This is a genomic window from Gilliamella sp. B3783 (assembly GCF_026536125.1).
Classification (GTDB): domain Bacteria; phylum Pseudomonadota; class Gammaproteobacteria; order Enterobacterales; family Orbaceae; genus Gilliamella.
Genome location: NZ_JAFNOU010000005.1, coordinates 208,266 through 231,153 on the forward strand (window position 1 = coordinate 208,266; position 22,888 = coordinate 231,153).

Sequence of the window (22,888 nt, forward strand, 5' to 3'; positions counted from 1 at the left end):
TTAAGCCATCTCTTTTTCAATTAGCATAATTAAAATATGAATAACTTTGATATGGATTTCTTGTACACGATCAGCATAACCAAAATGTGGTACACGAATATCGACATCAGCCAGTCCATTCATTTTACCGCCATCTTTACCGGTTAAGGTAATGATTTTCATCCCTTTTTGTTTAGCTACGTCTATTGCTTTTAATACATTAGCCGAATTACCTGACGTTGAAATACCTAATAATACATCGCCTTTTTGTCCAACACCTTCAACATAACGTGAAAATATAGAATCAAATCCGAAATCATTGCCTACACAAGATATATGACTGACATCTGATATAGCTATTGCAGGATAAGCTGGACGATTATCACGGTAACGACCGGTTAACTCTTCAGCAAAATGCATAGCATCACAATGGGAACCACCATTGCCACATGATAAAACTTTACCACCTTGTTTAAATGCGTTAGCTATAAGCACAGCTGCTTGTTGGATTTTGTGAAGATTGCCATCATCCGAAACAAAATTTACCAATACATTTAGTGCTTGGTTGAGTTCATCACGAATAGCATCAATATACATCTAAATTACCTCATAAATGAAAAATCTTACTACCATTGTAGTGCGTTCAAAACTGCTTGCAAGGGATAATAAAAATAAAATGATAGATAGTGAAAAAAGTTGAAGTAAATTTAATTTATTAGCATAAAAATCAATCATAAAAAATTAACAAAATTGTTTAATTAAAATTTTTTTATATTACTCAAACTATTTAAGTTCTCATAAATAAAATCTTTGTATTTATTTTCCAATAAATTGTTAATCAAAACGAGGTTGTAGCGTTATTTGCTGATAGGATAAGCCTTCAAATCATGATATAATCAGCAAATATTTTCACCTACAATTAATCAAAGTGAAATTGCATTTATAATCGAACGATAAGGAATCACTATGCAAACAGTTAAAGGTAAAGTTGCTGCACCAAAAGCGAAAGTCGCTATAATTGTAGCACGTTTTAATCATTTTATTAATGAAAGTTTAGTTAACGGTGCTGTTGACGCGTTAACGCGTATTGGTCAAGTTGATGAAAAAAATATTACGGTTATTTGGGTACCGGGCGCCTATGAAATTCCGCTTACTGCAAAAGTTGCTGCACAATCTAAAAAATATGATGCTATTGTGGCTTTGGGGACAGTAATTAGAGGAAGTACTGCACATTTTGATTTTGTTGCAGGCGAATCAAGCTCTGGCCTATTAAGTGCTAGTTTAGAATTTTCAATTCCAGTCGGTTTTGGCATTTTAACGACTGAAAGCATAGAACAAGCCGTTGAACGTGCTGGCACTAAAGCAGGTAATAAAGGTGCTGAAGCTGCATTAACTGCACTGGAAATGCTTAACGTTATCAAAACAATTAAGGAGTAATTTAGTGGCATTAGTTAATCCTCGTCGTCGAGCAAGAGAATGCGCCGTTCAAGCAATTTACTCTTGGCAAATATCTAGAAATGATCTTGCTGATGTTGAGACAAGTTTTATGACTGAACAAGATATGAAAGGTGTTGATACGAAATATTTTCGAGAGTTACTTCATGGTGTTGCTAAAAACACTACAGAGTTAGATGAAAAAATGGCACCTTATCTTACTGAGCGAACAGTAGATGAGCTTGGTCAAGTTGAGTTAGCCGTATTAAGAATTGCGCTTTATGAATTAACCAAACGTCACGATGTACCTTATAAGGTTGTTATTAATGAAGCTATCGATTTAACTAAAACTTTCGGAGCAGAAGATAGCCATAAATTTGTCAATGGTGTTTTAGATAAAATTGCGCCAACCATTCGTACACGATAACCAATTATTTTGAGATAAATATGAACGATAATACTGAAAAAAATAAACCAGCTATTTTTTACGCTACAACTAATGACCCTAAAAAGCATTCTCGAACTAATAAAGAAAAAATTAGTGGGCATAAAGATAATCGCAAAGATAATTCTTTTCAGTTTAACGCTAAAAGAAGAGATAAGCGTAATAATGATCGAATTGAAACGTTCAAACCTAAAGCGGCTAAAACAGGTTTTGTCAAACAAAGTATTATTGTTGAAGTAAATAAATCTACGTACGATTTACAAGATGAAAACGAATCCCCTTGGCGCAAAAAAGTACGGGATAATGATCAAAGCCCTACATTTGGTTATGATGGCTACCGCCAACGTAAAGAAGAAACTTTAGTTTATAGTGAAAACAGTTGTAAATCGGTTTTTAAGCACCGCCGCGCGGCAATTGTAAAATTGTTCATTACGCAAGAAATGACTTATCAATTTAGGGATTTAATTAATTGGTTAGTTAAACAACGTTTAGGCTACGATATTGTTTCAAATGAGCAAATTGCCAAAATAACTCAAACTTCGCATCATGGTGGCGTTTGTTTGATCGTTAAAAAACGCGTTGCTATCACTATGTTTGACTATTTAGACAAATATCATGATAAACAGCAAGATTGTATTTTAGCGATTGATGATGTAAATAATCCCCATAATTTGGGTGGATTAATTCGTAGCGCTGCATTTTATAAAGTAAATGCTGTAATGCTACGACAAACTAATTTACTCGATAGTGGCGCAGCTATGCGGGTGGCAGAAGGTGGAATTGAAGCAGTTGAATCAATAAAAAGTGATGATTTTATTGTTTCACTTGATCAATTCAAACAGCATGGTTATCAAATTATTGTCTTATTACCTTGTCAGGTAAAATCAATTGCCTCAACAGAATTAGCAAAAGTTGAGTTTCATAAAAAAACGGTATTAGTCATATTCCAACAAATTAATATAAAATTAGTACAATGTGCTGATGTTGTGGTTCATTTGAAGGGGAATGATAACATGCCTTCACTTAATATCTCTGTTGCAACAGGTATTACTTTATCCTCAATGCAATATTAAAATATTTGATGTTATTGTTGACTATTTACTATGTTGAATAGTCAAAGTAAAAAAATGCTACAAAAACATTAAAATAGCATCAATTCATTAGACAATGTTAATATTTTCTGTACATTGTTAGCAGGATTTCAATGCGTTGGTAATAGTCATGGTATCTAAACATAAAGTTGGTTTGATTTTCGGTAAATTTTATCCTTTACATTGTGGTCATATCTATCTAATTGAAAAAGCGATGACACAAGTTGATGAACTCCATATCATGTTAGGCTGTGAGGCAAATCGTGATAAACAACTTTTTGCAAGCGGTCGCCTACCTAAACAACCACAAGTGTGTGATCGTTTTTCATGGTTACAAGAAACGTTTAAAGATCGCCATAATATTCATGTCCATATTTTAGACGAATCTAACATTGAATATTATCCAAATGGTTGGCAAGATTGGAGTGATCGGGTAAAACAGATTTTAACTGATCATAAAATAGAACCTACAGTGGTTTTTACCAGTGAACCACAAGATATTAAAAATCATGAATTATATTTTCATTGTCCAGCCGTGTTAGTCGATGCTAATCGCGATTTTATTAACATTAGTGCGACTCAAATTCGTGAAAATCCATATCAAAATTGGTCTTTTATTGCCAAAGCTGCAAAACCTTTTTTTGTCAAAAAAATAGCAATTATTGGACAGGGAAAATTCAATGAGCTCCCTTTACAATTAGCTAATATCTATAACACACAATATGTATCAAATGGGTATATTAATTACATTGAACGTGAAATATCAACCCCTTATAATCAGCGTTATTTGAGTGAAACTGATTATATCCGTATTGCAATGTTACATGTGGAGCGGTTATCAAAAGCGATCGAAACAAGTAATAAGGTGCTTTTTACTTCAATCGATTTCGAAACACTGTCCCAATACTATACGCAAATCTTTCAAAAAGAACATGAGGTTTTAAAAGGTTTGAAAGAAAGCTATCATTTTGATTTAGTTATTCATCAACAAGATCTTGATTCGTCCAACACGATGTTACAAAATTTTGAAGCTATTTCTAAAATGGTTGAGTCATTATTGATTTAGTTCATCACATTTACAGTGGCTTATGCTAAAATAAGTCAACTCGATGTGATAGGTAAATTTTTATGTCTCAATCCCCTGATAAACAAGATAATAAAGAACAAGAAAAAATTGATTTTGGTTATACACAAGTTTTAAAGCAAGAAAAAGTCAAACGAGTTGCAGAAGTATTTCATTCCGTTGCTGATAAATACGATGTAATGAATGATCTTATGTCGTTTGGTATTCATCGTATCTGGAAGAAGGTTACCATTGAATATAGTAGCGTACGTAAGGGCCAAAAAGTATTGGATTTAGCAGGTGGGACAGGTGATCTAACAGCTAAGTTTTCTCAACTCGTGGGGGATGATGGGCTAGTTGTGTTGGCTGATATTAATGAATCCATGCTGAAAGTTGGTCGAGACAAGTTACGCGACAAAGGTTTATTCAAAAATATAGAATATGTACAAGCGAATGCAGAAGAACTGCCTTTTGCTGATAACTATTTTGATTGTATTACCATATCGTTTGGACTGCGTAATGTGACTGATAAACAAAAAGCATTGTGTTCGATGTGGCGGGTATTAAAACCAGGCGGTCGTTTACTTATTCTTGAGTTTTCTAAACCTCAATACAAAATTCTAAATAAAGCTTACGATTTGTATTCTTTCACGATGCTACCATTAATGGGTAAAGTTGTGGCAAACGATGCCGATAGTTATCGTTATCTAGCTGAATCTATTCGTATGCATCCTGACCAAAAAACATTAAAGAAAATGATGGAAGATGCCGGTTTTGTAGACGTTAAATATCACAATATGACAGGCGGCATTGTGGCTTTGCATACTGGTTTTAAATTTTAAGGCGACATGCGACAACGATTATGACATTTTTTCGACTTTATAAAATATTGGCAGTATTTCGTGCATATCGATTAGATGAATTATTGCCAAAACACCATTCAGTAAGATGGCCTAAATTTTTGTCAAAGTGTTTATTTTGGATCCGCCCCAAAGCAAAACACCAAGAAATAGGGGAAAGGCTACGTCAAGCTTTGCAAGAGTTAGGTCCAGTTTGGATTAAATTTGGACAGATGATTTCAACTAGGCGCGATGTATTACCTATACATATTGCAGATGCGCTGGCTAAATTACAAGATCAAGTCGACCCTTTTGATGGGAAAATTGCTAAACAACTAATTGAAAGCGCATTAGAACAACCTCTAGATTACTATTTTTCTAATTTTGATGAAAAACCGCTAGCATCCGCATCTATTGCTCAAGTGCATACAGCGATATTAAAGCGCAGCCAAGCTGAGATAATAATAAAAGTATTACGTCCAAATATTCTACCGGTAATTCGCTCCGATATTGACCTAATGTATTGGGCCGCTAATCAGTTGACTAAACGCGTTAAATCGGGTGAAAAATTACGCGCTTTAGAGATTGTACGCGATTACGAAAGTACCTTATTAAAAGAGTTAGATTTACAGCAAGAAGCTTATAATACAGCTAGATTACGTGATAATTTCATCAATAGTGATATTTTGTATATACCGTATGTCTACCAAGATCTATGTCGAAAAAACATATTGGTTGAAGAGCGAATTAGAGGTGTTCCAATAGCCGATATTGAACAACTCAAGCATAAAAAAGTTAATATGAAATTACTGGCTGAACGAGGTGTTCAAGCATTTTTTACCCAAGTGTTTCGTGATAATTTTTTTCATGCAGATATGCATCCCGGTAATATCTTTGTGGATATTACTGATGTACAAAATCCAAGATACATCGGCATTGATTGTGCTATTGTCGGCGTACTAAGTGAAGATGATCAACGTTATCTTGCTGAAAACTTTCTTGCTTTTTTTAATCGGGATTATCGAAAAATTGCTGAAACTTATATTGCTTCGGGTTGGGTGCCTGAAACAACTGACGCAACTGCTCTTGAAATGGCAATGCGTAATGTTTGCGAGCCTGCTTTTGCTAAACCATTGTCAGCGATCTCTTTTTCACAAATTTTACTACAATTATTTCAAGTAGCCCGTCAATTTAATATGGATATTCAACCTCAATTAGCTCTACTTGAAAAAACGTTATTTTACATAGAAGGATTAGGACGTCAGCTCTATCCCGAACTCGATTTATGGCAAACCGCTAAACCATTTTTAGAAAAATGGTATGAAGATAAGTATAGCGCTAAAAAAATATTACAACAATTTTGGACAGCATTACCGCAATGGCGCTCAATTTTGCCTGACTTACCTGTAAAATTAAATGATAATGCGCGCATGACAAAGCAGTTGAACCAACAATTAATGCAAATCCAGCAAGAGATAAAACAGAGTAAAAAGCGCGAATCTTATCTTTTGGGGTTCACGGTTGTTATCAGCCTATTATGTATAATGGCGCTGATCATTCATTAGCATGTTATTTTAAAATCGTATAAATTAAGTGTATAATTTGTTTACCTAAGCTTGTTGGAGAAAGTTATCATGATGCCAAGTTTACCCCAACTATTAATATTGATTGCTGTTGTTGTATTATTATTTGGAACTAAAAAATTACGTTCATTAGGATCGGATCTTGGTGCGTCTATCAAAGGCTTTAAAAAAGCGATGAATGACGATGATGACAAAAAAGATCGTAATGATTCACAACAAGTTGAAAATCTTGATTCTTCCGATAATAATACTAACAAAAAAGAGTAGCCTGTGTTTGATATTAGCTTTGGGCAATTACTATTAGTAATGATTCTTGGGCTGGTTGTATTAGGTCCCGAGCGCTTGCCTGTGGCAATTAAAACCGTTGCTAGCTGGATCAAAGTACTTCGTCGCATGTCAGCGACTGTACAATTAGAGTTAAATAAAGAACTTAAATTACAAGAGTTACAAGACAGTTTAAAAAAAGCTGAACAAAGTGGCTTAAAAACGCTCACTCCCGAGATTCAAGCTTCAATTGACGATTTAAAACGCGTTACCGAATCATTACAAAAAGAAATTGATTCAGCCGCTCACATTGATACTCAAACTCATTCTGATAAAGATAAATCATGACAGAAGACGCTACACAACCGTTAATTGGACATCTAATCGAGCTTCGGACTCGACTTTTACGCTGTATTATCTGTATTTTACTGGTATTAATTTGTTTACTCTATTTCTCAAATGATATCTATCATATTGTAGCTAATCCTTTAATTAGCCAATTACCGCAAGGCAGCAGTATGATTGCGACCGATATCGCAGCTCCTTTTTTTACCCCAATTAAACTCACCGCTATAGTCGCTATTTTTATTTCGATTCCCTATGTACTTTACCAAGTTTGGGGATTTATTGCTCCAGCCCTCTATCAGCATGAAAAACGTTTGGTTATGCCACTGATCGTATCAAGTACTGTACTTTTTTATATGGGGATCGCTTTTGCTTATTTTGTGGTGTTTCCATTAGCATTTTACTTTTTTATTCACACTGCACCAGTTGATGTTGCAATTAATACTGATATTACGAAGTATCTTGATTTTGTCATGACACTTTTTATCGTATTTGGTTTTGCATTTGAAGTGCCTGTGGCTATTATATTGCTCTGTTGGACAGGTGTTACCACTCCAAAAAATTTAAGAAAAAAACGCCCATATATTATTGTTGGTGTATTTGCTGTCGCTATGTTTGTGACCCCACCTGATGTATTTTCACAAATTCTTTTAGCGATTCCTATCTGTTTATTGTTTGAAATTGGTACTTTTTTTGCGAGGTTTTATCGCCCAAGAACCGCAGATATTAAAGACAATGAAGATGATAGCGAATCAAATAAAACTGAATAAGTCGTTATATAAAATATAAATGATAAGTAAAGGATAATTATTGATAATGAAAACTTCATTACCTGATTTTAGTCAAGCCAATGTACTAGTTGTTGGTGATATCATGTTAGATCGCTATTGGTATGGTGGAACCAATCGTATATCGCCTGAAGCGCCTGTACCTGTGGTTAAAATTGATGCATTAGAAGAGCGGCCAGGTGGCGCTGCCAATGTAGCAATGAATATCACTTCATTAAGTGGCAATGTTCGTTTAATTGGCTTAACAGGAATTGATGAAGCTGCTAAAATTCTCGATGAAGAATTAAGCAAACATCATGTTCATTGTGATTTTGTTGCTGTTTCTACTCATCCAACCATAACTAAATTAAGAGTACTTTCGCGTAATCAACAATTAATTCGAATCGATTTTGAAGAAGGATTTGATAAAGTTGATGCTAGCCCAATTTTAGAGCGTATACAAACTGCATTAACTACACATAAAGTATTAGTTTTATCTGATTATGCAAAAGGCGCGTTATCGTCCGTACAAAAGATGATTGATCTTGCTAATCAGGCTAATGTTCCTATTTTGGTTGATCCTAAAGGAACTGACTTTGAGCGTTACCGCGGCGCAACGTTACTGACGCCAAATATGTCAGAATTTGAAGCAGTGGTAGGGCAGTGTGATAGTGAGCAAGAAATTGTCGAAAAAGGGCTTGCACTTATCAAAAAATATCAACTTAAAGCATTACTTGTTACGCGTAGTGAAAAAGGCATGACACTATTACAGTTAGATAAACCAACTTATCATTTACCGACACAAGCTAAAGAAGTCTTTGACGTTACTGGCGCGGGTGATACTGTGATAGCCACATTAGCCGCGGCTTTAGCATCAGGTCAATCACTCGAAGATAGCTGTTATTTAGCCAATGCAGCAGCGGGTGTGGTTGTAGGCAAATTAGGTACTTCTACAGTATCACAAGTTGAGCTTGAAAATGCTATTCGTGCTCGAAAAGATAATGGTTTTGGTGTAATGACGGAAGATGAGCTAAAAGAAGAAGTTAAAAAAGCGAGACAACGCGGTGAAAAAATTGTCATGACCAATGGTTGCTTTGATATTTTGCATGCCGGTCATGTTTCTTATCTAGCCAATGCTCGAAAATTGGGAGATCGATTAATTGTCGCTGTAAATAGCGATGCATCGGTAAAACAATTGAAAGGTGAATCAAGACCGATTAACCCACTTATGCAACGTATGATTGTTTTAGGTGCGCTTGATTCAGTTGATTGGGTGGTACCATTTGAAGAACAAACACCACAACGACTGATCGCTAATATATTACCTGATGTATTAGTTAAAGGTGGTGATTATAAACCGGAAGACATCGCCGGTGGCAAAGAGGTGATTGATGCTGGCGGCATTGTCAAAGTACTTAATTTTGAAGATGGTTGTTCAACGACAAATATTATTAACAAGATTAAAAGTCGTTAAATATGGTTCTTAACAATAAATTTACAAAATTAATTGTTTTATTTTACATAATCGATGTTATTGGTTATTATATGAACATGTGACTAATAAATTTAATTATACAAGAATTTATTCAATGAAAAAGAATCTCATTATTTTAACTCTATTATCAACTTCTTTAATGGGGTGTGGCTTTTCAACTAAGGGACCATCAGTAGATATAAAACCTGTTCCAAATAATATTAATTTAAATAATGTTTGTGTTTATCGAAGTGTTAATACTCTTAGTTCATATGATAAAGCAGGTCAAATTATTGCTAATAAGCTTAATGAATTGAAAATAAGTAACAAACTTACCACTAAAGATAAATTAACAGAATGTTCTTATACTTTAAGCTATGATATTAGAAGAGCAATCGAAATACCAACTTATCTATCCATCATGTACGTTCAACTTGATGATAATGAAGGATATTCGGTAGGTTCCATAAAATATAGTCATATTGTTGAGGGAGGCTTTTTAACACTTAGCTCATCAAGTTTTACTAATACAGACAAAAAAATAAATGAGTTATTAGATAGGTTTCTCAATATTCAATCAGATAAAGGGGTAGCGAATGAAAAGTAAACTAATCTTTTTATCTATTTTATTTTTGATTTCAGGCTGTAGTGTTTCAACATCAGATTACAAGTATATTGGAAAAGAAAATGATCCGAATTTAGAATTTTCGGCTGATTTCGGTGGTGGAACCATTCCACCAGTGCACTTCAGTCTAAATATTGACAATCCTGAAGATAATAAATGTAATGATTTTAATGAAATAGGATATTATTATCCAGAAAGCAGTATTTTTATTTTGGCTAAAATAAATCCTGAATTAAGCGCGAAGGTACCTGCTAATAAGTTTGTTTCCATAGCAAGCAATTATGATGTTGCAAATAGTGAATATTGTTACGCTGAAACTAAACAATTTATGGCAGAAGAAGGAAAAAACTATAAAATTAATTTCAAGATAGAAGGTGGATACTGTAATCTGGAAATTCTTGATAAAAAAACATCTCAGCCAGTTAAAGTTAAAGTTAAAGATAAATGTAGCAAATAATCAAGTTAATTAGCGACTTGATATTCAATCAAAATTAAATGAAGCGAGATATAACTATCTCCTTCATTGTTATTCCACTAAATTCATTCATATTTTCAATTTTGCCGGTTTTAATTTTATTATAACGATTAACCAACGATTAATGATTAATCGTTAATAACTATCATTAAATTTTAAATTTAATACTTTTTTTATTATCTCGTTTGTGCAAAGCTATAGCTAAATGAAGACAACGAATATTAAGGATATTGAATGACGAAACATTATGATTATATTGCCATCGGTGGTGGTAGTGGCGGTATTGCGTCAGTTAACAGAGCGGCGTCATACGGAAAAAAATGCGCAATTATTGAAGCAAAATTATTAGGTGGTACTTGCGTTAATGTTGGTTGTGTACCTAAAAAGGTGATGTGGTATGGTGCGCAAATTGCCGAAGCAATAAAACATTATGGTCCAGATTATGGATTTGATACAACGATAAATCAATTTAATTGGGACAAATTAATCTCAAGTCGAAGCGCTTATATTGATCGTATTCATCAATCTTATGATAACGTGCTACGTAAAAATAAGGTAGATGTGATTCAAGGATATGCTAAATTTATTGATTCACATACGGTTGAAGTAAATGGTGAATGTTATAGCGCGGATCATATTTTAATTGCAGTTGGTGGTAAACCAACTATACCTAACATTCCTGGTGCGCAGTATGGTATTACTTCTGATGGCTTTTTTGCATTGAAAGCATTACCAAAGCGTGTTGCAGTTGTGGGTGCGGGTTATATAGCTTGTGAAATTGCCAGTGTATTACATTCATTAGGCGCACAAACTCATCAATTTATTCGTAAAGCGACACCATTACGTTCTTTTGATCCACTTATTGTTGAGACATTAATGGAGGTTATTAAGACAGAAGGCCAAACTTTGCATACGTTTGCTATTCCTCAGTCTGTTACTAAAAATAGTGATAATTCATTAACATTAACGTTAGAAAATGGCGAAAGTTATACTGTTGATTGTGTGATTTGGGCAATTGGTCGAGAACCAGCAACCAACGATCTAAACTTATCCGCAGCAGGGGTAAAAACTAATGATAATGGCTTTGTTATGGTCGACAAATATCAAAATACCAATGTTCCTGGTATTTATTCTGTTGGCGATGATACAGGTGCTATCGCTCTAACACCTGTTGCCGTTGCAGCTGGACGCCGCTTATCTGAACGATTATTTAATAATAAAGTGGATGAACATTTAGACTATACTAATATTCCAACAGTTGTATTTACTCATCCAGCAATAGGTACGGTTGGTTTAACTGAACCTGAAGCCATTGCGCAATTTGGTGAGCAAAATGTAAAAGTATATACCTCAACTTTTACTGCAATGTATACTGCGGTCACAACGCATCGCCAACCATGCCGAATGAAGTTAGTGTGTGTTGGTAAAGACGAAAAAATTGTCGGAATTCATGGTATGGGTTATGGTATGGACGAAATGCTGCAAGGTTTTGCTGTGGCGCTTAAAATGGGTGCAACCAAAAAAGATTTTGATAACACTGTTGCTATTCATCCAACTGCGGCTGAAGAATTTGTAACAATGCGATAATACTATTCAAATTTTAAAGTGACAACTTAATGAAAAAGCAGATCGGTTTGATCTGCTTTTTTTTACTAAAATGATTACTGATCTGCTTCGTTTTGCCAGCCTTTTTGAGCCAAAGGGTAAAAACCTACGGCAACCGCAATTAGTGCGACAAACGAAATATAAATGCCTGCACCTAAATAACTATATTCACCTAATAAATGGTCAGGACTTAATAAATAAATGGTCAACGTTGGTGTGATGGCACTAAATAATGCATATGCCAAATTGTAGGAAAACGATAAACCCGAATAACGAATAGCTGGTGGAAATGTTCTGGTACCAATAATTGGCGTCATGGCAATTGAACCAATAAATAGTCCAAATATCGCCCAAAGGCAGTACAGTTTTGCTAACGACATATCAGCAGTCAGTGAACTATAGAAAATGATACTGGCAATCGCAAGTCCGCCCCAGGTTATTACGACTGTTTTACTTGTTCCTAATTTATCATCAAGCCAACCAGAAATAACACAGCCTATTGTTAGTGTCAAAGCCGCAATACAGCCACCAATGCGCCAATCAAGATTGGCAAAGTGGTACATTCCACCAACAATTCGTCCTGGCGTGATTAATATTCCAACCATAATTGCAGTTGATAATGACCATGTTAACAGTGCAACAATGATACAAGCTGTTTTATGTTTTTTTAATACAGTAACAACAGGGATATTTTTTTCAATAGCTTTCCGTGCAGCTAATTCTTTAAAAATTGGTGTTTCTGAAAGAAATCGACGTAAATAAACTGAGATCACACCAAAAATACCGCCAATAATAAATGGAATTCGCCAAGCATAATCTAAAATATTTTCTTTGGTAAAATAAAGATCGATAATGATAGTGACAATAAAGCCAAGCATAATTCCACCCGTAATGCCTGATGTTAATGTGCCGACACCTAAACCATAGCGCTGTTTTGGCACATGTTCGGCAATAAACACCCATGCACCTGGCATTTCACCACCAATAGCTGCGCCTTGCAGCATACGCATCACTAATAGCAATAATGGTGCAAAAATGCCTATCATTTCATAAGTAGGTAAAACACCAATGATAAATGTCGGTAATGCCATCATTGCGACACTTAAAGTGAACATTTTTTTACGTCCTACTTTATCGCCAAAGTGCGCCATAATAATGCCACCAACAGGCCTTACCAAATAACCAGCAGCGAAGATACCCCATGCGAAAAGATCTAACGTCAATGGCGATAAAGTGTGGGGTAAAAAGAGTGGTTTGACAATGGTATCAATATATAGCGCATAGATAACAAAGTCATAAAATTCTAACGTTCCCCCTAAAGAGGATAAAACTAATGTTTTTAAATCCTTACTGTTTAATGGCCGGGCATTGGGTTGCCACTGCGCATTGATTTCAGATTGACTCATGAAAAGACCTTATAATTATTGTTAAATTAAGATAGATAATAAAAAAATATACTTTTTTTGATTAAAACTAAATATAAAGCGCTCATTTTGCCACAAAAAAATGTGTTTTTTTTTATCATAAAAAAATTTAATGGATGTTATAAAACCGACTATTTGATTTATAATTTACTATAGCTAAATTATGTATAATGTTTTTTTTAAATGAATATTAAAAAAATTCATTTATTAGGTAATAACTTGATGAAAAATAATGAAATAACACGTTGTAGTTGGGTTTCAAATGATTCGTTGTATATTGACTATCATGATAATGAGTGGGGTATTGCACAATACGATAGTCTTAAATTATTTGAAAAAATTTGTTTGGAAGGTCAGCAAGCAGGCTTATCTTGGATTACCGTACTAAAAAAACGTGATGAATATCGTCGCTGTTTTTTTAATTTTGATCCTAAAAAGATTATTCAATTAACAGCGCAAGATATCGATAAATTACTTACAAATAAGGGATTAATTCGAAATAAATTAAAACTTAATAGTATTATAAAAAATGCTAAAGCTTATCTTGCAATGCAAAATAATGGTGAAGATTTTTCACAATTTATTTGGTCATTTGTGGGTGGCAAACCAATCATTAATCATTTCAACGATATAAGCGAAGTTCCTATTACTACTGATATATCAGATAAAATGTCTAAAGCGTTAAAAAAAAGAGGCTTTAGTTTTGTTGGTTCGACGATCTGTTACGCTTTTATGCAATCGATGGGATTGGTTAATGACCATTTTCAATACTGTTATAAAAAAGGGTGTGAATCTAAATGCTAAAATTTATTAAATATGGTGTATTGGTTGTTTTAACATATTTCATTATTTGTAATATTGTTATTTATCTTTATGCACTTAAAAAACCTGAGAGTCACGCTGATGTGTTGATTGTCTTAGGCGCTCAAGTAGTTGGTAACCCAGCAGAAGCATCACCCAGTTTACAAGTTCGCTTAGATTCGGCAGTAAATTATTTAAACGATAATACCGAAACTAAAGTCATCGTTTGTGGTGGTAAAGGTCAAGATGAGTCAGCTACAGAAGCCAGTGTGATGGCTCGTTATTTGCTCAATAAAGGCATTGATTTATCAAGAATCTATATTGAAGATAAATCACTACGTACAGTGGAACAAATACATAATGTACTTAATATTTTACCACCAAGTAAAACCGTAATTGCGACTAACGATTTTCATCTATTACGCTCTATAATGTTAGCTAAACGATTTGGTATCGAAGATGTATCTGGTTTATCAAGTCATTTAAGTTATGACAACGTTGATAGATATTTAGCATTGATCCGAGAACCACTGGCATTACTTAATTCATGGCTCTTCGATCATCCCAACGATCCAAGACAGTCACAACCATAAAAAAATGGTCATGCTGCATACTCCCAAACTAATTAATTTATCAATAATTTGTTGATGACCGAACAATGATTTTGCTAGTTTGCTAACGGTAAACACTCGACAAATACTGTATTTGCAATGTGTACATGGTATGATGAACACATTGCTTTTTAATTTTTTAGAAAAAAGAACAATATGAAATCAGATACAATTGTTGCACAAGCAACACCGCCTGGTCGTGGTGGGGTTGGTATATTGCGTATTTCTGGCCCTAAAGCTCAAGAGGTTGCCAAAGCAGTTTTAGGCATTTTACCTAAGCCACGATATGCGCACTATCTACCTTTTTTAGCTTCTGACGGGACAACGTTAGATGAAGGCATTGCTTTATTCTTCCCCAATCCACATTCATTTACTGGTGAAGATGTACTTGAACTTCAAGGCCACGGTGGACCCGTTATTTTAGATCTACTGTTGAAACGTATTTTAGAAATTGCTGACGTGCGTATAGCAAGACCTGGTGAATTTTCCGAACGTGCTTTTATGAATGATAAATTGGATCTGGCACAAGCGGAAGCGATAGCCGATTTGATTGATGCCAGTTCTGAGCAAGCTGCAAAATCGGCAATTTCATCATTACAAGGGGTATTTTCACAAAAAGTTAATGCATTGGTTGAATCGTTAATTCATTTAAGGATTTTTACTGAAGCTGCCATCGATTTTCCCGAAGAAGAAATAGACTTTTTATCTGATGGCAAAATTGAAACTCAGCTTAATGAAGTGATTATTCGGTTAAATGAAGTCAGACAAGAGGCGAAGCAAGGTTCGTTATTACGTGATGGTATGAAAGTTGTCATAGCAGGGCGCCCCAATGCTGGTAAATCGAGCTTACTTAATGCATTAGCAGGGCGCGATGCGGCTATTGTTACTGATATCGCCGGCACTACCCGTGATGTGTTACGTGAACATATTCATATTGATGGCATGCCATTGCATATTATTGACACAGCAGGGCTACGTGAAGCCAGTGACGAAGTCGAACGTATTGGTATTGAACGGGCTTGGCAAGAAATAAACCAAGCTGATCGCGTACTATTTATGGTTGATAGTACTACAACAACCGAAACCAACCCAGAAAAATTATGGCCTGAGTTTATTGAACGTTTACCTAAGAATATACCGATGACAGTTATCCGTAATAAAGCTGATCTTACGGGTGAACGACTTGGTCTTAGTGAAGTAAATGGCTACTCACTGATTCAACTTTCTGCACGGACAGGTGAGGGTATTGAACTATTACGTGAACATCTTAAACAAGCCATGGGCTATACCAGTAGCACAGAAAGTGGATTTTTAGCCCGTCGTCGCCATTTACAGGCACTAGAAAAAGCCGCTGAACATTTAAATAACGGTAAGTACCAACTCACGACATTTCATGCAGGTGAACTATTAGCTGAAGAATTAAGGTTAGCACAAGAAGCTTTAAGTGAAATAACGGGTCAATTTACTTCGGATGATTTACTTGGACGGATATTTAGTTCGTTTTGTATTGGAAAATAACATAAATCGATAATTATTCTAATTATTGCCATAATTTTCACTGTATAAATTAAACTGGGCTGTATTTGAAATATAAGATTTAATGCTCAAAAGAGGTGAATATTATCAATATAACAAGGATAGTTTGTTGTATTAACATTAGATTCTAACTAGAAGAAACGTAATTATAATAACTTTGTATAGAATAGAAATAATCTAGTATGCGTGTAATGCGATTACTGTATAAGTTGGATGATTTATGAAAAACTATTTAGTCAAATTTTTCTTTTAATTATACTAATTTAATTAACTGGTTGTAGCCTTATGGACTATAAAAAAGTTATCCAATATGTAGAGCCAAGTGCTAATGAACCAAGGGCAAGGGTTATGCTTGTAGGGGATTATGATAGTTGGTATCATTTTAGTATTATCAATTTTGATATAATAAAACCTAATTTTGGTTATCTATATACTGAAGGTAAAACAACAAATAGACCAAAAGTAAAAAATTTGGGAATGAACATAAAGGTGAAAGGCAAAAATAAAGCTAATCAAGTTTACTTACCTGCTGGTCAAATAATAAAAATTGGCGTTTATGGTCAACCGTCTGGTATGAACGTTACTCTTTTTGTATTCGTGGTAAAACTATGACTCTAGAGCAAAATATTGATTATGTTCTTTCCTTTGATAAAGTTACATTAAATAATAAAAAATATTGCCTTCTTTAGCTATACAAAGTTATTAATAAAACTCAGCTTGAACTTATTAAAAATTAGTTATATATAATGCTATATAGGTACAACCGAAAACAATTATTTAAAAGAATGGTTCTTTGTGTAACGTTTAAATGATGTTAATTGAATTTTTATTCAATAATAGATTTTATCAGATTGATTAGAGAGGTTTATCATGAAATTAATAGTCGATAATATGAGTTGTCAGCATTGTGTTAAAGCCATTACTAAGGCGATTAACGATATCGATCCCAAAGCTAAGGTGACGGTTGATTTAGCCAAACATGAAGTTGATATTGAGGGGGGTAGCATTTCGCAAGAAGCAGCAATTGCAGCAGTCAATGAAGCCGGTTATGAGTTTGTGGGTATTTCATATTAATTTTAATCAGTTTAATGGTAGATAACTATCCGGTGATTTTACTGTGTAGCATGTGGCAAAATATTAAGTCAAATTAAAAGGGGATTTTCGCTAAAATCCCTTTTTTGTTTTCTGCTATATTTTTGTTGACTATTCATGGTTGCAATGTATTTCACTTAAAGCAATCTCAATAAAACCCCACTCAAAATCATGATAATGATAGATGCAATTATCAATGATTAAATCTACTTGACTAAGTCGATATTTTCGCCATAATTGCCGTAAATATTCAATATTTCAAAATGTTATTTACCTGCAATGCTTAAAAGGATAATCAATATGCAAGGAAAAACGTTAAATGCGATCGTTACAATCATTGTTGGGTTTGCAATGGTTTTTACCGTCAATGCTTACCAAATTGATTGTCCAAAATCGATTGATGTTAAAGAAAAAGTTGAAAACATGTCAGACGGATGGGGGGCAGCTGATAGGGAAGAATTTTGGAATAGTGGTTTTGTGAAAAACATTTCACATAAATCTACCGGTGTAGGTGTTTTTTTGGGAGAGCCTTTAGTGGTACAAAAATCTGAGGATTATGTGCTGAATAACAAGAAAGGTTTTAAGAAATATCGCAATGAATGGGACGTAAGTTTACGACCTGAAGATACTGATCGTTATTATGCTTCATGTTTCTATTATAACAGTGAGGTTGTATTAGTAAAAAAAATTGATACATCGATGAAAAGCTGCTGGACTGACGTCTCTTTAGATGAGCTTGGTAATGAGATAAATAGTGAACACACACTTTATTGCAGTACCAATAAAAGGGGTGATAATCATTAATGTTATGTGGGATCGCTAGTCATTGCAATCCCCCTAGTTTAACACTCTATTTCATCATGATTTTCACTCAATTAGGCTAAAATAATTGATTATGTGCCTAAAAATTTTAAAAGGATGAACAATATGCAAGGAAAAACGTTAAATGCGATCGTTACAATCATTGTCGGGTTTGCAATGGTTTTTACCGTCAATGCTTACCAAATTGATTGCCCAAAATCGATCGATGTTCGAGAAAAAATGGTAAACATGCCAGAAGGTTGGGACCTGATTGGTAAGAGCAAATATGCTGATGCTTCTGATATCGATAAGACTATCCTTTCACAGGACTTTTGGGGTATTAATGTTTATCTAGACGATCCGGCGGCGATACAAAGACCCCATCAACGTTTGCTAAGTAAAAAGAATGGCGTTAAAAAATATCAGTTTATCTGGGAGGTTGAACAATTTAAACCTAATGAGAACTTTTATGTTCGTTGTGACTACTCTGGAAGTAGGGTTAAATTGGTGCAAAAAATTGACTCATCGATGAAAAGCTGTTGGATTTTTTATTCTGAGGATAAATACGGCAATAACGTATCTCATGAAAATACACTTTATTGCAGTACAAATAAAGCCGAAGATGTTAAATAATCCTATGTGGGATTGCAAAGCTTGGCAATCCCACACCCGTTCAACTCTCAAACTGTCATGATTTTCCCTAATAACGGGTAATCAAGCATCAAGTAATCCATTATTTTGCTCGCTAGCTTTTACCACCATTGATAAAAATGGTGGGTTGGACCAATTCCTTTGCCAATCGATAAATCATCGGCATGACTAATTGCACCTTGTAAGTAGTTCTTTGCTTGTTGAATGGCATCTGGCAAGCTGTGTTGCGGTAATAATGCGGTAATTGCAGCTGATAAAGTGCATCCTGTACCATGCGTATTTTTAGTTTGGATACGAGGCGATACCATTCTAATTGTTTGGTTTGGAGTAATTAAATAATCTGGGCTTTCTTGACTAAGTAAATGCCCACCTTTGATTAATACCGCTTTACAACCTAATTTTAGCAAGGCATGTCCTTGTGCCTGCATTTCGTCCTCATTTTGGGCTTCTTGACAATCGAGCAGGGCAGCCGCTTCTGGTAGATTCGGGGTGATAACGGTGGCTAATGGTAAGAGTAATTCACGGATTGCATTCACCGCATCAGATTTCAGTAGTGGATGACCGCCTTTAGCCACCATGACAGTATCAAGTACGATGTTGGCAATCGGATGTTTTTTTAAGAGATGATGAACCACTGTCACAATCTCTTTATTCATTAACATGCCCATTTTTACACTATCAATATTGATATCCTGATACAGAGTATTAAATTGGGCTTCTACAAATTCAGGCGAGACAGGTAAAACAGCATCGACGCCTTGCGTGCTTTGTGCGGTTAATGCGGTGATCACTGACATGCCATAAGCACCTAACGCCGAAAAGGTTTTCAAATCTGCTTGTATACCCGCGCCACCGCTAGGATCGGAGCCGGCAATGGTTAATGCAACTGTTGTCATTCTTTGATTTCCTATCTTGCTTGTTGAATTTTGGTCAGTAGCGATTGACTGGCATTAGCAATATCTGCTTGACCACAAATAGCGGATACTACTGCGACACCTTCAATACCAGTTTTTATGACCTCAGTGACATTGGATAAACCAATTCCGCCAATGGCAACCGCAGGACACTGTTTGAGTTTCACAAGTTCAGCTAATTGTGCAGTACCTATGGCGGAGGCCGCATCTTTTTTGGTTGAAGTTGGGAAGATTGGCCCAATACCCAAATAATCAACCAATTGCCATTCAACGGCATCAAGTTGTTGTTGATTACTAACAGAAAAGCCGAGCCATTTATTTGCACCGATTAATTGACGAGTAACGGCAACAGGTAGATCACGCTGTCCAATATGTACGCCGTCAGCGTCTATCGCTAATGCGATATCGACATGATCATTAATAAGTAGCGGTACTGGTGTGTCTTTTAAAAGGTGTTTGAGCTGCATAGCTGCATGATACCAATCTTTACCTGATAGTTCTTGTTCTGATCTTAATTGTACGGTAGTTACACCATTTTCGATGGCAATTTTGGTGGTATTAAGCATACCTTGAATACCGCCACACAATTGCGGATCGAGCACTAAATAGAGGGTTAAATCGAGTTGTTTTTTCATCTGCTTGCCCTATTTTGAACCATCAACAAAAAGTGAAAGCTGATCGATAAGCGACACAGCAAAACTGCCTAGTCCTTGCTGTTTATTGGCTCGCTCACCAGCTTTTTTCATCATATAACAAGCACTGGCTGTGGCAGCTAAACTATCAGCACCACAAGCAATAAACGCAGCAACCATCGCGGATAATGAACAACCTGTACCGGTAACAGACGTTAATGCAATATCTCCACCCGCAATGCGATAGGTGTTCTCGCCGTCAGTGATATAGTCAATATCGCCTGTCATGGCGACAATGGTTTGATAACGACGAGCCAATTGTTGAGCTGCCGTTAATGCAACCGTTGTCGAATCTTGGCTATCGGTACCTTTAGAAGAAGAATGTTCGCCATTTAGCGCTAAAATTTCAGAGGCATTACCCCGAATCGCTGTAGGTTGGTATTTTAATAATTGTTGAGCGATATCAGTGCGATAAGCTAAGGCAGGTCCAACGGCAACCGGATCAAGCACCCAGCGTGTTCGGCTTTGTTGGGCTTGTTCGGCAGCTAACAGCATACTTTCAGCAATATTGCTATGCAGTGTTCCAATATTGATTAATAAGCTATTGGCAATATCGACAAATGATTTCACTTCTTGTTTGGCAATAATCATCGCTGGCGATGCACCAATTGCCAGTAAGATATTGGCGGTAAAATTTTGCACGACCTCATTGGTGATGCAATGCACTAATGGGCGTTGCTGCTTAACAAGGTGAATAAATGGTGTGGCGTGCTCAGCCTGAAAGGTTTTTATCTCTGACATATTCTTTCCTTAACGATTAATACAACTTATAACAGGTTAGGAAGAATTTGCCAATCAGAAGGTTAACGGCTTAGACTTCCCTACGCTGGTATAATCCAGATCAGGTTCAACGGGTAAAATCTCAGTTTTTTGTATCAAACAAAAAACACCCCGAGTCAAAACAATTTGTGTATTATGAACTGAGTATCAGTTTTAAACAAGATTATTGTAATAATCTTTCAATATCGGTTATGGCTTTTCTATCAGGTAAAAAGATGATTAAGTGGTCATTATCTTCAATAGTTAAATCAGTATTAACAATAATCACATCTTCACCTCGTACTACTGCACCAATTGTTGCAGCTGAAGGTAATTTTAATCCATTGATATTTTTACCAACAAGTTTTGATGTATCACTATTGCCTTTCGCCACAACTTCAATAATTTCGGATTCCCCTTGTCTGAGTGAAACGACTTTGACGATACCCGTTTGTCTTACATGGCTTAAAAGCTCAGAGATTGTGGCATGCTGTGGTGAAATAGCAATATCAATCACACTATCATTGATCAATTCTAGGTAAGCTTGCCGTTGAATCAAAACAATCACTTTTTTAGCGCCCATTCGTTTAGCCAGCATTGATGACATAATGTTAGATTCATCATCACTGGTGACAGCGATAAAGAGATCGGTTAATTCTACCTGTTCTTGTGAGAGGAGTTCTTGGTCTGAAGATTCGCCATGTAATACGGTTGTATTGACCAACTGTTCAGCAATAAACTCAGCTCGTTGAGCATTACGTTCAATTAACTTTACTTGATAATCGTTTTCTAAGCGTTTGGCTAGAGCGACAGCAACACCGCCTCCGCCACTAATAATGATACGTTTATAGGGCTTTTCTAAGCGTTGTAATTCACTTGTTACGGCTTTTATGTTCACCGGAGGGGTAATAAAATAGACCATATCACCCGCTTCAATTAAGGTTGAACCGATTGGGCGAATAAAACGATTTTTTCGATATATCGCAACCACTCGAGCTTCTACATGCGGTAAATGCTCTTTTAGTTCAGATAATTCACTGCCCACTAATGCACCGCCATAATAAGCAGTGACTGCAACCAGACAGACACGATTATCATAAAAAGAGGCAAATTGTAAAGCGCCTGGATATTGTACTAACCGGCTGACATGATTAGTGATTAAATTTTCGGGTGCGATGATGTGGTCAATATTAATACAATCTTTGTTAAAGAAGGGATATTTTTCGTCGTTATATTCAGGTGCTCGAATACGGGCAACTTTTTGCGGTATTTTAAACATGACATGACCAATTTGACAGGCCATCATATTAACTTCATCAGAATTGGTTACAGCAACAAGCATATCAGCGGATTCGGCACCGGCGCTTTCTAATACCTGAGGGTATGAAGATTTTCCTAAAATAACTTGTAAATCAAAGCGTTCTTGTAGTGATTGCAGTTTGTCATGATCTTCATCAACGACAGTAACATCGTTTTGTTTTTCGGTAACCAGATACTCAGCTAATGCACTGCCGGTTTGTCCTGCACCTAGAATAATAATTTTCATAACAGACCTATCATCGTTAAATGACTTTACTACGCTTGCCATCTTATGACAAGCGTACTTATGTCAATTAAT

The 22,888-nt window shown here is 35.5% G+C and carries 25 protein-coding genes, 1 pseudogene and 1 riboswitch; of the genes and pseudogenes, 20 read left to right on the forward strand and 6 right to left on the reverse strand.

Annotated features, from left to right (window positions below; genetic code table 11):
- Positions 1-576, reverse strand: coding sequence for a D-sedoheptulose 7-phosphate isomerase (lpcA, locus tag J3U59_RS06825; protein ID WP_267333680.1), 576 nt, complete (start codon positions 574-576; stop codon positions 1-3).
- 369 nt (positions 577-945) lie between these two features.
- Here lpcA and ribE point away from each other — a divergent pair, with 369 nt between their 5' ends.
- The 13 genes and pseudogenes from ribE to gorA all read left to right on the forward strand — a co-directional run bounded on the left by ribE (position 946) and on the right by gorA (position 11,971).
- Positions 946-1,416, forward strand: a complete 471-nt coding sequence (ribE, locus tag J3U59_RS06830; protein WP_065634775.1) for a 6,7-dimethyl-8-ribityllumazine synthase — start codon at positions 946-948, stop codon at positions 1,414-1,416.
- 4 nt (positions 1,417-1,420) lie between these two features.
- Positions 1,421-1,840 (forward strand): transcription antitermination factor NusB, encoded by a 420-nt coding sequence (nusB, locus tag J3U59_RS06835; protein WP_267333679.1) that lies wholly within the window; start codon positions 1,421-1,423, stop codon positions 1,838-1,840.
- A gap of 20 nt (positions 1,841-1,860) precedes the next feature.
- A complete protein-coding gene (locus J3U59_RS06840; RefSeq protein WP_267333678.1) occupies positions 1,861-2,931 on the forward strand; it encodes a TrmH family RNA methyltransferase in 1,071 nt (356 codons plus the stop codon).
- Between the two features lie 148 nt (positions 2,932-3,079).
- Complete coding sequence (gene nadR / locus J3U59_RS06845; protein WP_267333677.1) at positions 3,080-4,015, forward strand: multifunctional transcriptional regulator/nicotinamide-nucleotide adenylyltransferase/ribosylnicotinamide kinase NadR; 936 nt, start codon at positions 3,080-3,082, stop codon at positions 4,013-4,015.
- Between the two features lie 62 nt (positions 4,016-4,077).
- A complete protein-coding gene (gene ubiE / locus J3U59_RS06850; RefSeq protein ID WP_065634779.1) occupies positions 4,078-4,854 on the forward strand; it encodes a bifunctional demethylmenaquinone methyltransferase/2-methoxy-6-polyprenyl-1,4-benzoquinol methylase UbiE in 777 nt (258 codons plus the stop codon).
- 20 nt (positions 4,855-4,874) lie between these two features.
- Positions 4,875-6,416 (forward strand): ubiquinone biosynthesis regulatory protein kinase UbiB, encoded by a 1,542-nt coding sequence (gene ubiB, locus J3U59_RS06855; protein WP_267333676.1) that lies wholly within the window; start codon positions 4,875-4,877, stop codon positions 6,414-6,416.
- 69 nt (positions 6,417-6,485) lie between these two features.
- Positions 6,486-6,701 (forward strand): twin-arginine translocase TatA/TatE family subunit, encoded by a 216-nt coding sequence (gene tatA, locus J3U59_RS06860; protein ID WP_416379585.1) that lies wholly within the window; start codon positions 6,486-6,488, stop codon positions 6,699-6,701.
- A 3-nt stretch (positions 6,702-6,704) separates the two neighbouring features.
- A pseudogene (gene tatB, locus J3U59_RS06865) lies at positions 6,705-6,998 on the forward strand (Sec-independent protein translocase protein TatB); the annotation flags it as partial.
- A gap of 44 nt (positions 6,999-7,042) precedes the next feature.
- A complete protein-coding gene (gene tatC / locus J3U59_RS06870; RefSeq protein ID WP_267333674.1) occupies positions 7,043-7,813 on the forward strand; it encodes a twin-arginine translocase subunit TatC in 771 nt (256 codons plus the stop codon).
- Positions 7,814-7,859: 46 nt separating this feature from the next.
- Positions 7,860-9,284, forward strand: a complete 1,425-nt coding sequence (gene hldE, locus J3U59_RS06875) for a bifunctional D-glycero-beta-D-manno-heptose-7-phosphate kinase/D-glycero-beta-D-manno-heptose 1-phosphate adenylyltransferase HldE (protein ID WP_267333673.1) — start codon at positions 7,860-7,862, stop codon at positions 9,282-9,284.
- Between the two features lie 115 nt (positions 9,285-9,399).
- Positions 9,400-9,891 carry a hypothetical protein gene (locus tag J3U59_RS06880; protein ID WP_267333672.1) on the forward strand — a complete coding sequence of 164 codons (492 nt, stop codon included), beginning with the start codon at positions 9,400-9,402 and terminating at the stop codon, positions 9,889-9,891.
- The gene (locus J3U59_RS06885; RefSeq protein WP_267333671.1) at positions 9,881-10,366 is read left to right on the forward strand and encodes a hypothetical protein; all 486 of its coding nucleotides are present in this window, start codon (positions 9,881-9,883) and stop codon (positions 10,364-10,366) included. The genes J3U59_RS06880 and J3U59_RS06885 overlap by 11 nt, the downstream gene beginning before the upstream one ends.
- A gap of 252 nt (positions 10,367-10,618) precedes the next feature.
- Positions 10,619-11,971 (forward strand): glutathione-disulfide reductase, encoded by a 1,353-nt coding sequence (gene gorA / locus J3U59_RS06890; RefSeq protein WP_267333670.1) that lies wholly within the window; start codon positions 10,619-10,621, stop codon positions 11,969-11,971.
- A gap of 74 nt (positions 11,972-12,045) precedes the next feature.
- Here gorA and J3U59_RS06895 read toward each other — a convergent pair whose 3' ends face one another.
- Positions 12,046-13,395, reverse strand: a complete 1,350-nt coding sequence (locus tag J3U59_RS06895) for an MFS transporter (RefSeq protein ID WP_267333669.1) — start codon at positions 13,393-13,395, stop codon at positions 12,046-12,048.
- A 240-nt stretch (positions 13,396-13,635) separates the two neighbouring features.
- Here J3U59_RS06895 and J3U59_RS06900 point away from each other — a divergent pair, with 240 nt between their 5' ends.
- The 7 genes from J3U59_RS06900 (at position 13,636) to J3U59_RS06930 (ending at position 18,887) form a co-directional block, all read left to right on the forward strand.
- The gene (locus tag J3U59_RS06900; RefSeq protein ID WP_267333668.1) at positions 13,636-14,217 is read left to right on the forward strand and encodes a DNA-3-methyladenine glycosylase I; all 582 of its coding nucleotides are present in this window, start codon (positions 13,636-13,638) and stop codon (positions 14,215-14,217) included.
- Positions 14,211-14,807 (forward strand): YdcF family protein, encoded by a 597-nt coding sequence (locus tag J3U59_RS06905; protein WP_267333667.1) that lies wholly within the window; start codon positions 14,211-14,213, stop codon positions 14,805-14,807. Before J3U59_RS06900 ends, J3U59_RS06905 begins: the two co-directional genes overlap by 7 nt.
- 174 nt (positions 14,808-14,981) lie before the next feature.
- Positions 14,982-16,343, forward strand: a complete 1,362-nt coding sequence (gene mnmE / locus J3U59_RS06910) for a tRNA uridine-5-carboxymethylaminomethyl(34) synthesis GTPase MnmE (protein ID WP_267333666.1) — start codon at positions 14,982-14,984, stop codon at positions 16,341-16,343.
- Positions 16,344-16,646: 303 nt separating this feature from the next.
- Positions 16,647-16,973 (forward strand): hypothetical protein, encoded by a 327-nt coding sequence (locus J3U59_RS06915; protein ID WP_267333665.1) that lies wholly within the window; start codon positions 16,647-16,649, stop codon positions 16,971-16,973.
- 258 nt (positions 16,974-17,231) lie between these two features.
- On the forward strand, positions 17,232-17,435 hold the full coding sequence (locus J3U59_RS06920) for a heavy-metal-associated domain-containing protein (protein ID WP_267333664.1): 204 nt from the start codon (positions 17,232-17,234) through the stop codon (positions 17,433-17,435).
- Positions 17,436-17,753: 318 nt separating this feature from the next.
- The gene (locus tag J3U59_RS06925) at positions 17,754-18,257 is read left to right on the forward strand and encodes an STY0301 family protein (protein WP_267333663.1); all 504 of its coding nucleotides are present in this window, start codon (positions 17,754-17,756) and stop codon (positions 18,255-18,257) included.
- Positions 18,258-18,380: 123 nt separating this feature from the next.
- Positions 18,381-18,887 carry an STY0301 family protein gene (locus tag J3U59_RS06930; RefSeq protein WP_267333662.1) on the forward strand — a complete coding sequence of 169 codons (507 nt, stop codon included), beginning with the start codon at positions 18,381-18,383 and terminating at the stop codon, positions 18,885-18,887.
- Between the two features lie 119 nt (positions 18,888-19,006).
- Here the strand turns inward: J3U59_RS06930 and thiD are convergent, their stop codons facing one another.
- The 4 genes from thiD to trkA form a co-directional block, all read right to left on the reverse strand.
- Positions 19,007-19,801, reverse strand: a complete 795-nt coding sequence (thiD, locus tag J3U59_RS06935) for a bifunctional hydroxymethylpyrimidine kinase/phosphomethylpyrimidine kinase (RefSeq protein ID WP_267333661.1) — start codon at positions 19,799-19,801, stop codon at positions 19,007-19,009.
- An 11-nt stretch (positions 19,802-19,812) separates the two neighbouring features.
- Positions 19,813-20,454, reverse strand: coding sequence for a thiamine phosphate synthase (gene thiE / locus J3U59_RS06940; protein WP_267333660.1), 642 nt, complete (start codon positions 20,452-20,454; stop codon positions 19,813-19,815).
- Positions 20,455-20,463: 9 nt separating this feature from the next.
- Positions 20,464-21,252 carry a hydroxyethylthiazole kinase gene (thiM, locus tag J3U59_RS06945; protein WP_267333659.1) on the reverse strand — a complete coding sequence of 263 codons (789 nt, stop codon included), beginning with the start codon at positions 21,250-21,252 and terminating at the stop codon, positions 20,464-20,466.
- Positions 21,253-21,312: 60 nt separating this feature from the next.
- Positions 21,313-21,415: riboswitch (TPP riboswitch) on the reverse strand.
- Between the two features lie 39 nt (positions 21,416-21,454).
- Positions 21,455-22,858 (reverse strand): Trk system potassium transporter TrkA, encoded by a 1,404-nt coding sequence (trkA, locus tag J3U59_RS06950; RefSeq protein ID WP_255307739.1) that lies wholly within the window; start codon positions 22,856-22,858, stop codon positions 21,455-21,457.
- Positions 22,859-22,888: the final 30 nt, after the last annotated feature.